General features: G+C 56.3%; 13 protein-coding genes and 1 pseudogene. 10 read left to right on the forward strand and 4 right to left on the reverse strand.

The features are described 5' to 3' along the window. Positions 1-116: 116 nt before the first annotated feature. Positions 117-263: a hypothetical protein gene (locus QMK51_RS24700; RefSeq protein ID WP_320392300.1), complete on the forward strand. Its 147-nt coding sequence runs from the start codon at positions 117-119 to the stop codon at positions 261-263. A gap of 79 nt (positions 264-342) precedes the next feature. Here the strand turns inward: QMK51_RS24700 and QMK51_RS24705 are convergent, their stop codons facing one another. Then, positions 343-630 (reverse strand): hypothetical protein, encoded by a 288-nt coding sequence (locus tag QMK51_RS24705; protein WP_258697638.1) that lies wholly within the window; start codon positions 628-630, stop codon positions 343-345. Positions 631-1,330: 700 nt separating this feature from the next. Between QMK51_RS24705 and QMK51_RS24710 the strand changes: the two genes are divergently transcribed. The 6 genes from QMK51_RS24710 to QMK51_RS24735 all read left to right on the forward strand — a co-directional run bounded on the left by QMK51_RS24710 (position 1,331) and on the right by QMK51_RS24735 (position 5,317). Continuing rightward, complete coding sequence (locus QMK51_RS24710) at positions 1,331-1,705, forward strand: DUF6124 family protein (RefSeq protein WP_320392301.1); 375 nt, start codon at positions 1,331-1,333, stop codon at positions 1,703-1,705. A gap of 35 nt (positions 1,706-1,740) precedes the next feature. Next, entirely contained in the window at positions 1,741-1,998 is a 258-nt protein-coding gene (locus QMK51_RS24715) for a hypothetical protein (protein WP_028939924.1), read from the forward strand. A gap of 155 nt (positions 1,999-2,153) precedes the next feature. Next, positions 2,154-3,194: a DMT family transporter gene (locus QMK51_RS24720; RefSeq protein ID WP_320392302.1), complete on the forward strand. Its 1,041-nt coding sequence runs from the start codon at positions 2,154-2,156 to the stop codon at positions 3,192-3,194. Positions 3,195-3,420: 226 nt separating this feature from the next. Then, entirely contained in the window at positions 3,421-3,789 is a 369-nt protein-coding gene (locus tag QMK51_RS24725; protein WP_320392303.1) for a DUF6124 family protein, read from the forward strand. 431 nt (positions 3,790-4,220) lie between these two features. After that, a complete protein-coding gene (locus QMK51_RS24730; RefSeq protein WP_320392304.1) occupies positions 4,221-4,913 on the forward strand; it encodes a DUF433 domain-containing protein in 693 nt (230 codons plus the stop codon). Next, positions 4,910-5,317: a hypothetical protein gene (locus QMK51_RS24735; protein ID WP_320392305.1), complete on the forward strand. Its 408-nt coding sequence runs from the start codon at positions 4,910-4,912 to the stop codon at positions 5,315-5,317. Before QMK51_RS24730 ends, QMK51_RS24735 begins: the two co-directional genes overlap by 4 nt. A gap of 220 nt (positions 5,318-5,537) precedes the next feature. On the opposite strand, the gene QMK51_RS24740 is transcribed toward QMK51_RS24735, so the two are convergent. The 3 genes from QMK51_RS24740 to QMK51_RS24750 all read right to left on the reverse strand — a co-directional run bounded on the left by QMK51_RS24740 (position 5,538) and on the right by QMK51_RS24750 (position 7,722). Beyond that, a complete protein-coding gene (locus QMK51_RS24740) occupies positions 5,538-6,062 on the reverse strand; it encodes a GNAT family N-acetyltransferase (RefSeq protein ID WP_320392306.1) in 525 nt (174 codons plus the stop codon). A 93-nt stretch (positions 6,063-6,155) separates the two neighbouring features. Beyond that, positions 6,156-7,016 (reverse strand): phosphatase PAP2 family protein, encoded by an 861-nt coding sequence (locus QMK51_RS24745; RefSeq protein WP_320392307.1) that lies wholly within the window; start codon positions 7,014-7,016, stop codon positions 6,156-6,158. 34 nt (positions 7,017-7,050) lie between these two features. Beyond that, a complete protein-coding gene (locus tag QMK51_RS24750; RefSeq protein WP_320392308.1) occupies positions 7,051-7,722 on the reverse strand; it encodes a histidine phosphatase family protein in 672 nt (223 codons plus the stop codon). Positions 7,723-8,118: 396 nt separating this feature from the next. Here QMK51_RS24750 and QMK51_RS29045 point away from each other — a divergent pair. From QMK51_RS29045 to QMK51_RS24760, 3 genes and pseudogenes are all read left to right on the forward strand, one after another. Continuing rightward, positions 8,119-8,997: pseudogene (locus QMK51_RS29045) on the forward strand (methyl-accepting chemotaxis protein); the annotation flags it as partial. 201 nt (positions 8,998-9,198) lie between these two features. Continuing rightward, positions 9,199-9,903: a methyl-accepting chemotaxis protein gene (locus tag QMK51_RS29050; protein ID WP_413817543.1), complete on the forward strand. Its 705-nt coding sequence runs from the start codon at positions 9,199-9,201 to the stop codon at positions 9,901-9,903. A gap of 207 nt (positions 9,904-10,110) precedes the next feature. Then, complete coding sequence (locus QMK51_RS24760; RefSeq protein WP_320392310.1) at positions 10,111-13,422, forward strand: Tc toxin subunit A; 3,312 nt, start codon at positions 10,111-10,113, stop codon at positions 13,420-13,422. The last annotated feature ends 23 nt before the right edge of the window (positions 13,423-13,445 follow it).

Below are 13,445 nucleotides of genomic sequence, written 5' to 3' on the forward strand. Positions count from 1 at the left end.
CTCCAGTCACGGCTATATGTGGCATGCAGTGGCCTGCACCCGCGCGGCACCGTCAAAGTGAACTGGCCAACCGATAGTGCTGCTGCCTGCGCCGTATTCCTTCGAGACTTGTTGCGATGATCCGCATCGATGCCATCTGGCTCGCCACCGAGCCCATGGATATGCGCGCCGGCACTGAAACGGCGCTGGCCAGGGTTATCGCGGTATTCGGTGCGGCGAAGCCGCACCGCAAGACGGGATTGCCGGGCGCGTACTTTTTTTGAAAGCAGGCTGAGCAAATAAGAAAACCGGAATACTGAAAAAGGGCCTTTAAAGGCCCTTTTCTCTTTCTACCTGATGACTTTATTTTTTTCTGCACATCTCAATATCGCTCTGCGTTTTCAGATCCGTATCGATTCCCAGCCGATACCGGCAGTAGTCAATGATCCACTTTCGCTCTTCGTCCGTGAGTCGTTCGACGTGCCTGATCTCTCCATCGTTGGCGTGGATGTTGTAAAACTTCATCTGGAACGTGGGGTGTTTCTTGATGAACGGTATGGTCTCAATGTCGCCATCTTCAAGGGCTTCGTAGTAGCCGACGTAGAGCACAGCCAATACCGCCAACACTGCAGCAATCAATAGCCTTTTCATTCTTGCGGCACCGGTGGAGGCAACAGTTGACAACTCGGGACGACTTTACAAGGCTGGTGTCGATAAAATTGACTACCATATACCTGAGCGCCACACGCGGGCCGATCTAGAGGCCGAGCTCGGGTTACCATCAGGAGCGCATTCATGATTTCGATTAAGCTAGGCTTAGCCAAGGGTGTTAAAAGCCCATTTGCCGACTTTATTCGTAACGCGAAGTCAGAGCAAAAAAAAGCGCGTTTACAGTGAAGTTTTGACCGAGGCGACCAAGCAACAAAACCTCGTGATGATGCAGGCCGAGGCAAAGCAAGCCTGATAGACCTGCATAGAATCGAAGAGAAGCCCGGCCAGATGCCGGGTTTTTTATTGCCTGACAGACTCGCACTCACCGTCCTAGGAAATTTCCCTCAAAACGTATCGCCTTCCATGAACTAGCAGGCGCTGCTCGTCGAGGATAGCCTTCAGGTGTCGCTGCAAATCAGCGATTGGGCTTTGACAGGCCGAAAAGTGTAACCTTTCACTCCTCCTGATCAGGCAGCATGCTCACGCGCATGCAGTCTCGTTTATGGCGGCTGTGCGTGGGGCATCTTCGGGTGCACCGGGTTCCTACACTACCGGTCTGTCAACCCGCGCACAGCTGCCACCCAATCCTGTTTGACAGCAGAGGGGTGGCCGCCTCCAAAACTAGTGTAGGAGCATCAACATGAAGAAGATCACCCCCAACCCTCCAGAATCCGATACCCCCTCAGAACCCGAAACCCTCGACCTGACCCAACTCTCCAAAGCCACCCAACGCGCCGTCAGCGCCCGCTTGCGCAACCCGAAACAGCCCGATCCCGTGAGCCATGTGTTCACCATCCTCCCCGACGTCGACACCCCCACCCTGCTCGCTCACGCCAGCGAAACCCTGGCCTCCCTGAACGTCATGACCACCGACCTGGCCGACCAGCTCGAAGGCTCGCATCGCAACGCGGCATTGGCGATGCAGCAACTGGCCGTGCTGGCCGAGATGTTGATCAATCGAGCGCTGGACAACCTCGACTCGCCCATGCCGGCGGTCACGCCCGTCTGCCACTGAGTGAGCTCGCTCGTTGATCGAATGGAGTTTTTGTCATGGATCGATACATGCCGATCACCGGCATCGACTGCACTATCGCGTCGCTGCTGATCGACACCGAAGCGCCGCTGGATGTGCTGCATGAAACGGCGGCCTACCGCATCCGCACCGCGACTCAATTGCTGGAGAGTTTCGCTGTGAACGAAGGCGTTCACAGCGAGCTGGCGCGGGTGTTGGTGACTTCGTTGCGCGATGGTTGCGATTTGCTGGATGTGGTGGGGCGGCGGTTGCAGAGGCAGGTTTCAGCGTCTTAACGAATCCGGCATAGGACATCGTTGCCGCAACCCAACGCAAAAAGGCACCTGACGAGCCTATCGCTGGTGCCTTTTTTGTGGATTCGATTCAATGCGCTATCGATGCATGACGAGTATTGTGTTTCTCAACATTGCCTTTGGCTACGGAACAGATGATGAACAAAAGCGTTTTATACGCCCTGGGGGCTGCAGCGCTCTTCGGTGCCAGCACACCGCTTGCCAAGGTCCTGGGGCTGAACGTCTCCCCCGTCTTGCTCGCCGGTTTGCTTTACCTGGGAAGCGGCTTGGGTCTCACGGTCACCAGGCTGATCCGTGATCGCGGCTGGCAGCCTGTCGGTTTAACAATATCCGAATGGCCATGGCTCATTGGCGCTATCGCGTTCGGCGGTGTGCTGGGGCCGGTGTCTTTAATGTTCGGCCTTACCCTCACATCGGGTACCACGGCTTCGCTGTTGCTAAACCTTGAAGCGGTGTTAACCGCTCTGCTTGCCTGGGTGGTGTTCAAGGAGAACGCCGACCGGCGGATCGTCGCTGGAATGATCGCTATAGTGGCGGGTGGCGTGCTCTTGGGCTGGCCTCAAACTTCCGCACAGACCCATGGTTGGGTTGGCCCGGTCGCCGTGGCGATTGCATGTTTTTGCTGGGCCATCGATAACAACCTGACCCGGAAGGTTTCCGCATCGGATGCATTGTTCATCGCTGGTATCAAAGGATTGGTCGCCGGGGTCGTCAACTGCGGTTTAGGGATTGCTCTTGGCATGCATCTCCCTGAGTTATCTCTATTGGGGCCAACGCTACTCGTCGGCTTTTTAGGCTACGGCGTTAGCCTGGTGCTATTCGTTTTGGCTTTACGGGGGCTTGGAACAGCACGCACAGGTGCGTACTTCTCTACTGCACCGTTCTTGGGGGCCGCCATTTCAATCCTGTTGTTAGGCGAAGCCGTGACGTGGGTGTTTTGGATTGCAGCAGGCCTGATGGGGCTTGGCGTCTGGATACACCTTACCGAGAGCCATTCTCACGAACACAAACATGATCCGCAAACCCATGACCATCCGCATGTTCACGATGAGCACCATCAACATGAACATGCCTTTGAATGGGACGGCACTCAACCTCATAGCCATTTACACGACCACGCTCCCATCCAACACAGTCATCCGCACTTTCCCGATATCCATCACAGGCACAAACACTGAGTGACTGGGACGGCACGGCGGTTGCTCAGGGCCAAAAGCAGTGAAAAGGATTTCTCTGACGGATTTGAGCCACGTCTGCCTGGGAAATTTCCCGCAACCCGTAGCGACTGCCATGAACTGGCGAACAATATTTCTGGAAGATAGTCTTCACCCTTCGCTGCGACCCTGCGGATGGTTTTAACAAGCCGAAATCACGTAAGGATCCCTAAACCAATGGAACGCCCTTATGAAGAAGATCACTCGAATCCCACTGAAAAATCCGGCCACTTCACAGCCTGAAACCCTCGACCCAACCCAACGCCCCAAAGCCACTGAACGCACCGCCAGCGCCCGCCTGCGCAACCCGAACAGGAACATCTTCAGCGTCCGCCCCGACGTCGACACGCTCACCCTGCTCGCTCATGCCAGCGAAACACTGGCGTCCCTCAACGTCATGACGTTGGACTTTGCCAACCAGCTCGAAGGCCCACAGCGCAATGTGGCACTGGCGCTTCAGCAGTTGACCATGCTGACCGAGCTTTTGGTCAACCGCGCGCGGGATAACCTCGATCCGAACGCGTCGTTGCCCGTAGACACGTCTCCTGTCTTTCACTGAGTGATCGCGCTCCTTGATCGAATGGAAGTCTTTACCGCTCCCCCAACACAAAAAGGCACCTGACGAGAATATCGCAGGTGCCTTTTTTGGATTTGAACGGGTAGAGATGTTCTGTATGCGTGACAATTGAAGCTGAATGTTACTTATACGAGACAATGCGGTGTCAGATGACTCAACAGTAGGTTTCATAATCTGTAACTTACTGTCGACTCAATAGGCGACAGAGTAGCCACGCTTTCGCCCAAGCGACTTACAGGACAGGCTTTTCAGAAATTTCCTGCAAGCCGTGACGACTCCGAGCTGATTGTGTAGCTCAAGCTTCAAACCTAATCTGCCCAAACAAAACAGCTGTTCGTCCCCGACCAGTTGCTTGAGTTCACCCTTACGACCAGAATCCATCCATCGGATCACCTGCTGACAAGGAGGCCAACATGCACAACATCAAACTGCCTAGCCGCCTTGTCGGCATTGGCTTGTACACTCCAGCAGAAGCTTCGCTTTACACCGGGATTCCAGCTACCGATATTCGCCGCTGGTTATTTGGATACACCGCGCACGGTGCTCAGCATCCGGGGCTTTGGGACTCAGAGCTTTCTGATGTGAACGAGTGCGTTCTAGGTTTTCATGACTTACTGGAAATTCGTTTCGTTCATGCGTTTCGCCAACACGGCGTAAGCCTGCAAGCCATCCGTAGTGCCTCGCAGCAAGCAAAAGAGCTGTTTAACCAAGCGTACCCATTCACCTGCAAACGCTTTCAAACCGACGGACGAAGCATCTTCGCCACGGTTATGGGTGAAACAGGAGATGAGGCACTTCTGGACTTGATCAAGCGGCAGTATGCATTCGAACAAGTCATCAAACCTTCGCTTTATGAAGGCATCGACTACACAGGATCAGGCTCAGCGCAGCGCTGGTATCCGGTCAAACGCAGCAAAGCCATCGTTCTCGACCCCTCTCGAAATTTTGGAAAACCTGTCCTGTCAGGTACGGGAATCGACACAGCGGCCATTTTTAGCGCCTACCGAGCTGAAGGCAGCGACGTCAAACGTGTAGCCCGCCTCTACGAAATACCTATTGCTGCAGTTGAGGCAGCGGTCAGCTTTGAGCAAAGGAATGCGGCTTGAAGTTCCTATTGGATAACAACCTTCCCCCTGCACTGGCCCGAGCCCTGAACGAACTGACTAAAGCTGAGGGCCATTCGGTGCTGTCTTTAAGGGATAAATTTCCGCAAAGCACCGCTGATGTGGCATGGATATCAGTGCTGAGGGAAGAAGGCGGATGGGCCGTCATCTCTCAAGACAAATTCACAAAAGGTGATATTGAAAAGAGAGCGTTCCGCGAGTGCGGACTGCCGGTTTTTTGTTTGGCCAAGCATTGGGGAAACGAGTCCTACTGGAACAAAGCGCATAACCTGGTGCGCTGGTGGCCGTCGATCATGAATCAGGCACATCTGAACGGAGGTGGCGCTGCGTTCCGCGTACCGTGGAAATGTCCGGCGCACGGAAAATTTGATCAAATAAAAATGTAAACCCCGGACCGCCTCTGGGCTATTTTTCATTTCATACCTTTGGTGAAGCTACGAACGACTGGCGCACTCCATCCACATGAACTTTTCTTCACCCCACCGCCTCCCTCCAACCTGTACATTCCCCTCGCTCATTCAAGAAACTACGGTTTGCCCGCCCTCCCGCGGGCTTTTTTTTGTCTGCGATTTGGTTAACGGTCAGTTCAAGTGACCGCACCCACAATCATTTCAACCGATACAAATACGTATCCTGCTCCTCATGCGGCTGCAAATAAGGCCTCTGATAACACCTTCTGATCAAACCAAAACCAGTCGCTTCGGCCAGTCGCTGGCTCGCCACATTGGCCGAGGCGATGGTCAGGTAAAACGTGAAACCGGGCATGCTTTTGATCAACGCTTCAAGCGCCGTGCGCATATAGCCCTTGCCCGAATACTCGGTATTGACCCAGTAGCCAACGACATATCGGCTACGGCGCCGGGGCTTCAAGCCAATGCAGCCGATGATCGCGTGCGCAGTATCGTCGACGATGAACAGCCGCCGCTCACCGGTTTCGCTTTTGAATTCTTCGACCGCCCGTGCGAGGAACGATCGGGCCTCGTCCTCGGTGGTGTAGGGTTTGGCCCAGGGTAGAAATTCGCAATGGGCGGTAAAACTGGCATTCAGCGCGTGCTGCAACGCTTTACACCATTCGGGGTCGGGGGCGCTCAATCTCAATGTGTGAGTGCCCACCGTCAGCGCAAGCTCCATTGCATCGTCCTTAAGTACAAACTCCATGACGTCAGACAGTAACAGCGCCAGGACGGACGCTGCTACTCAGGGGTGCAACTCACATTGTTTCGATCACCATGAAGCTGGGACGTCAGGCTTACCACTTTGTAACCCTGTAAACGGCTCAACGACGGGGAGCGCATCCTTCTGCAACAACGGCAGCTCCAGCCGCGCCCGCCCATAGAACGCCAATGCTGTCAGCAAACACGTCAGCCACACGAAGATCCCGGCCCAGAAGGTGTGGGACATGTAGTGCCAGCCTTGTAGAACCCGTGTCGTGCCGTAGACGAAACCGAGCAGCAGCGAGCCGTACATCACCGCTTTGGCGTACCGCCAGCGGTAGCGGCGGGCCACGAAGTACAGCGCGAGCATCGTGAAGCCGCCCGACGCATGCCCACCCGGCCAGCAGCGACCGTCGCCGGCGACTTTCAGCAGGTCGAAATTCTGGTACCACTCCTTGTGTTCGATTTTCCCGGCGTACTGGGTTGTTTCGACCGGGCAATACACACTGGTGTGGCCCTTGAGGTAGTGGATAACGCCGGTACTGATGGAAAACGCGAACACCACATACAGGAAGTCCCGACGGTGTTTGGTAGCGAACCGAAGCACCGGCGCAACTTTGATTTTCTCCAGGAACGCGATGATCTTCGAATGCTTTTCAGCCTTCAATCGCGGCCAGAGAAACGACAGCAAGGCACCGATGATCGCGACCTCACCGGTCCAGTTCGGGATGATCCGCGCCCACTTATGGGTGATCTGCTCGAACAGACGGACATGCTCCAACGGGAACACTTGGGTCACCGGATCATAAAAAAGATCGCTGAAGGCGATGTCGATTCTAGTCATGTCAAACAGCAGGAACACCACGACCGCACAGGCCAGTGGAATACCAAAGTTCACCCAGTAAAAGCGGTAACGGGAAGAAGTCAGCATCGTACGTCCTGATCCAGAGGGATGATGAAGAAGCTCATTCGGTGCTCACCGAATGCCAGTCAGAGGCTTCAATGGAACCGAGCATGCGTGGTGCCTGAGGTTTTTCAGCGGAGATAAACAGAGAAGCGCCGTAGCCGAGCGTAGCAGTTGGCAGCTTGAGGTCTTTTTCGAGTTGCGCCATGCACTCGCTGTGGGTCACCAGAATCAGGTTACGCCCGGCCACTTTATGTGCCAGGGCATCGCGCAACATGGTGCCCTTGCAATTGATCAACCAGTCTTCGCCGACGCCGACCTTGTTGAACATGTAACTCGAGGTCTGTGCCGCACGGATGATCGGACTGTTATAGATGTCGGCTCTGCCCAGGCCCAGATGTTCAAACCGCGCGCCGACACTCGCCGCCACGCTGCGTGAGCGATCCGTAATGCCATCGTTACCAATCAGGCAGGCTGCGGTGGAGTGATCGCAGCGCTCGACGTGACGCACCAGCACGATCATGTCTCCCTTGGCCCAGCCGGCAGCCAACGCGCGGCCCCCCGTCACATTGCCATGGGCCAGGTCCGGGACAGCGGCGGGTCGCAGTAGCCACACGGTCAGGGGAATCACCAGCAGCAGCGAGGCCACGATGACCGCGGCGTTTCGATAACGGGCCAAGCGGCTCAGATCGATCGAGCGTTTTACCCCGAACAGACTCAGTCTCAATTCCACGTCTAGCCGCCTCGCCGGCATGCATCACAATCATACAAAGCCGCGAGAGTAGAGAGCCTCGCGTTGGCATCCGGTGAAACCCATGTGAAAAAAAGCTTAAGAACGGCCTGAAAACCTTATTACAAGCATCTGCCCGACAAAATCCATTCAGCTCTCGGAATTGCTGCCGATATATACCTGTTACATACCTTGCTGGCTCCTAATAACAAAAATCTTCCAGCCAACCGACGATCAAAAGCGCAACGTTCCTGGAGGAATTTGATGAATAGCTGGTTCGGCAACATCAGCGTGAACCTGAAGCTGGGCCTGGGATTCGGCCTGGTCCTGGCCCTGACCTGCGTACTCGCCCTGACTGGCTGGACCAGCCTGGGCGGGTTGATTGACCGCAGCAACTGGATGAGCGACATCACTCAGCTCAACGCCGGCCTGACCAAGCTGCGCGTGGTTCGCCTGCAATACATGCTGACCAACGGTGACGAAACCGCCGCACAGAATGTGCAGACCACCCTGGACAGTTTTGTTGCTCAGCAAACAGCACTGTTGGGCAGCTTCAAAAACCCTGAAAACGTCAAAATGCTCAAAGAGCAGGCCGCGACCATCGCCGCTTATCAGACGTCGCTGAACAAGATGCGCAGCGCGTACCGCACCGGCAACAGCGCCCGCGACGCCATGGGCGCCAATGCCGAAACCGCCAGCAAGCTGATCGACGCGATCAATACCCGTGTAAAGCAAATGCCCTTGAGCGATCAGCGCTTCGAACAGTTCCAGGCCATCACCGCCGCCAAGGAAGCGTTCATGCTGGCCCGCTACGAAGTGCGCGGCTACACCGCCAACACCAACGCCGAGACCGAGCAAAAAGCCGTCGGCCAACTGGATGTGGCCATCGCCAGCCTGACGCCACTGAACGTGTATTTCGCCGAGACCCAGCAAGACGCCCTGCGCCAGCTGGAAACCGCGCTGAGCAACTACCGCAGCGCCTTGCAGGCTTACAAAGCCGCCAACAGCGATGCGGTGCAGGCGCGCAAGGAAATGACCGACCAGGGCGCCGTCATCGTGACCCTGAGCGATCAGCTGTATCAATTCCAGCTCGACCGCCGTGATGCCGAAAGCGCCCAGGCCCGCACGCTGCAACTGATCAGCACCTTGCTGGCGTTGCTGGTGGGCATCGTTGCCGCCGTGCTCATCACCCGCCAGATCACAGGCCCGTTGCGCGATACCCTGGCAGTGGTCGAGCGCATCGCCGGTGGCGATCTGTCTCAGGACATCAAAGTGACTCGCCGTGACGAACTCGGCGTGTTGCAGCAAGGCATCGCGCGTATGGGTGTGACCCTGCGGGACTTGATCAGCGGCATCCGCAACGGCGTCACCCAGATCGCCAGCGCCGCCGAAGAGCTGTCGGCCGTGACCGAGCAAACCAGCGCGGGTGTGAACAGCCAGAAAGTGGAAACCGATCAGGTGGCCACCGCCATGCACGAGATGACGGCCACCGTGCAGGAAGTCGCACGCAACGCCGAAGAAGCCTCCCGGGCCGCAGCCGCCGCTGACGGCGAAGCTCGCGAAGGCGACAAAGTGGTCAACGAAGCCATCGCCCAGATCGAACGCCTGGCCAGCGAAGTGGAGCGCTCCACCGAAGCCATGAGCGTGTTGCAGAAGGAAAGCGACAAGATCGGCAGCGTCATGGACGTGATCAAGGCCGTGGCCGAACAGACCAACCTGCTGGCCCTCAACGCCGCCATCGAAGCCGCTCGCGCCGGTGAAGCCGGTCGCGGTTTTGCCGTGGTGGCCGACGAAGTCCGTGGCCTGGCGCAGCGTACGCAGAAATCCACCGAGGAAATCGAAGGCCTGGTGGCCGGCTTGCAGAACGGCACTCAACAAGTGTCGGCGGTGATGAACAACAGCCGCACCCTGACCGACAGCAGCGTGGCGCTGACCCGCAAGGCTGGCGCATCACTGGAAAACATCACCCGCACGGTGTCCAACATCCAGTCGATGAACCAGCAGATCGCTGCCGCCGCCGAGCAACAAAGCGCCGTGGCTGAAGAGATCAGCCGCAGCATCATCAATGTCCGCGACGTGTCCGAACAGACCGCCGCCGCCAGCGACGAAACCGCTGCGTCCAGTGTTGAACTGGCGCGGCTGGGCAATCAGTTGCAGATGATGGTGAGTCACTTCCGGGTATAAAGCCTGCGCCCTTGCCCCGTCAGTGCCGGTACTGGCGGGGATCTCGGGGACGTCCGGCCATACCGTGTTTGAAAATCCTACAGTTTCCCCTTCCCCCTTCCCCAGCCAAGCAGCGAAAGTTCTGGCCCCCGCCCCATGGAGTGGCTGACAGCGCTCCCCCATGCCATGTCGTAGTGTCGTCAGCTCTATCAAAGGAGGCTCATCGGCATGGACGACAATCCCTTACTCCAGTCACTGCTCGGGGCCTACGGCACCGAGCAAACAAAAGCAGCACTTGAAAAGTTTTTTAAAGACACACTGAAACTCACCTCAGTATTCGATATCACTCGGCTCACCGAAGCCGAATTCAAGGATCGCTTCAATACTGCAATCCAAAACAGCCCGCTCAAAGATCACGCGTCCAGCATTGACACAAGAACGCTCTACGACAACGTCAAATGCCTCGCCGCCCAGATCAGCCACCTGTATCGGGAGCAGCAAACTTCAGACGGAAACGTACAGCACCAGTGGCACCCTCCAGGCATTCGCGCTATCGAGAACCAAGGCCCCACTTACACCAATCTGTTCAAGGAGAACTGGAACGACGCCTGCAAAGTCGATTCGATCGCCGCCATCGACTCACCGGTCGCCTACCTCAGAGCGCTGTACCTGTTTGCCCTGCAACTGGAATCCAGCGTCTCGGAATCGGTGCCTGAAAAAGACAACCGAATCCTGTTGGGCAAACGGCGCCCCGATCTGGCAAAGCTCTCGATTGATCAGCAAAGCACTTTCACTGCGCAACCGATGCTCAAGATTGTCAACGACATTCTGGACAAAAGTATTCAGGCGGGGCTGGACTCCACCGACGACAAAGGCAAATCGACCTATGAAGTGCTGGCGCAAACGCGCTACCCCTTCGCCCTTCCGTATGAGTTTTTCCACCATCAGTGCCTGTTGGGCCTTGGCGCAAAAAAAACGGCGCTGGGAGAGCTGAACTACCTCGTCAGCGACAATCTTCCTGTCACCCAGAGCGTCAATACGCTTTATGGCAGTGTGCTGAGCGCCTCCTCTGCCGAAGCTCAAATGCTGATGTCCGGGCTTGGCCCAAAACGGCAGGCACTGCTGACAGATACGCCGAACACTCATCTCCCCCCCGAGGAAAAGAACAACTGGAAAGACATCTACGGCACCGCGTCAGCTTCCGACCTGAAGAAAATAAACATCTTTCTGGAGCGAACCGAACTTAAAGCCGAACAAATGGAGGCATTGCTGGCGCAAGGCAAATATGCACCACGCACATCGCCTCACTACCCATTGTCGGCGCCTTATTCCCAGCCCTATGGAGCCCGTTACGTAAACGGTTCTGTCGCTGACAACGCCAGCATCATGTTTCTGGACAGAGGCGAAAGGCCCGGGGAAATCACTAACGCGACCGCGGAACGACTCGAACGCTTGCATCGAATGATCCGCCTTCAACGCTGGCTCGATATCCCGTTCACCGAACTGGATACGCTGATCTGCAGCGTTTTTGAATCGCAACGGCCACTCAATACATCGATGCAGCTCGATCGCCATGTCATGCGTGCCCTCGGGGTCTATCGCTATCTGAACCGCCGGTACTCCCTCTCGGCCGAGGAGTTCGGGGCGCTGCTGCACCAGATATCACCCTATGCCTGCGGCGATCACACCGCCCTGTTCGATCAGCTATTCAACCAGGCCCGGCTGTTCGATACACCCTTGATACTCGATGGTCGCGCCTTCAAGGCGGATGACTCGGATCCTGTCTCGCACACCATTCTCCAGCACTTGAGCGCCTGCCTTGGCCTGCCTTTGACCGAAGACTCGCTCTTGCGAGTCGTCAAAAACACGGAGAAATTCCTTGGCTCGCTCAAGTGTGACTTGCCCACACTCTCATCGATTTATCGGCAGGCACGCATTGCCCGAATGTTCGGCCTTTCGATTGCCGAGAGTTCAACGCTGGCAAGTTTGCTGGGCGGGGAATCCATTTTCAGATGCCTGGCGAGTGGTGACTCAGGTATGCGCCGCCTTCGAATAAAAGCCAGCAAAGACGTTGAAAATGCCGAGCTGACCGTACGCTTTCGGCTGTCGGCACAAGGTGATGCGCAATATTCTGACCTGCTTTGCGGGTCAACCCTGCGGATGAACACGTCACGGTTCGCCAGGAAAGACACAATCAATGAGTTCCGCGTCCTGATGACCCCGACTCAAGCCGGGGATCTCCCCTTTATCAGCATCAGCCAGATCCCGACCGTTAGCGCAAATAAAGAAACGACTCTGGAAGAGGCTGTCATCCAGTTCAAGGGTGGCACCCTTGATGAACTCCTGCGTCGAAACCCTGTGTATGTTCAGCTGATCACAACACCGCGCAATAACATAGACATAACGACTACCTACCTGACTGTCACCCTGAGAGAAGAGGAACACCAGGGGCTTGATGCATTCAACCTGCTCGACGTGCTGATGCAAATGGACTGGATTACCCGCTGGATCAAGGAATCGGTCTACGACATCCCCAAACTGCAACAACTTCTTGAGCCGACGACCGACAATGATCATGCCCCGGGAGATTTGCAGCAGCACCTCACCAAACTGCGCGCCGAGACGCTCCAGTGCGCAGTAACACCACAAGAGTTGGCAGCATTGTCATTGCCGGAAAATATCAGCTGGCGCACAACGCTGGCTCGAACCCTGCTCGATACAACAGGCCTGGTGAAAGCTTTCGCATCGGCAATCAATGACGATGTTCCACAGAAGCTGGCCGCTGAGCTGGACAACGTCGTCGATGCGTTAAAGCTGGATGCCAACTCCGGCAAAAACCTGAAGCTCCAGGCCGACTGCAAGCAGAAACTCAAACGCCTTCTACTACTGGCCCATGATCGACAGCAGCATCTGATCGAGAAGTTTTTGCAGGAAACCACTCTGCTGCCCATGAATTGTGCAAAGGGGGTGTTGGTTTGGGCGCAAACCTCTGTACACCAGGTCCTCGTCGCTGCTCTGCAAACAGAAGAACCACTCAACCTTCACAAGATACTGCGTCCGGTTTTACGCCACGCCGAGGCCGCTGTCCGGCTGCAATTTAGCAACAGGGCTTTGCGCGTGTTCCTGCACCGCCCGCACTTGCTGGATAAGCCGAACACAGCACTGACACTGACGCTCAGCAGCCTGTACCTGCTCGATCGTTTCAACCATTGCAGGGTGACCTACCAGCAGACAGAAGAAAGCCTTCTGAGCTACCTGGAATTCGCCAACGACTCCGCTTCCACAACACCCGCCATCAATGACCGCCTGGCCCAGCTTCTGAACTGGACGACGACTGAGGTCACCGTACTGACCGCGCGGCTGGATCTTGCGAAGGCCCGAACAATGAAGGACATCGATTGGGTCATGCGCTGCCATAAAACCTGCAAAGCCACAGGGCTTGGCGCAGCCGCCCTGCTCAATGCCACGGCGCTCAAAAACGACAGCCCGGCCACGGCCTGGAAAACGGTCGGTGAAGCGGTCATGGCGGCCAGTCATTGATCCCACTGCATGCTCAAGGAATG

Source organism: Pseudomonas sp. P9_31 (genome assembly GCF_034008235.1).
Lineage (GTDB): Bacteria > Pseudomonadota > Gammaproteobacteria > Pseudomonadales > Pseudomonadaceae > Aquipseudomonas.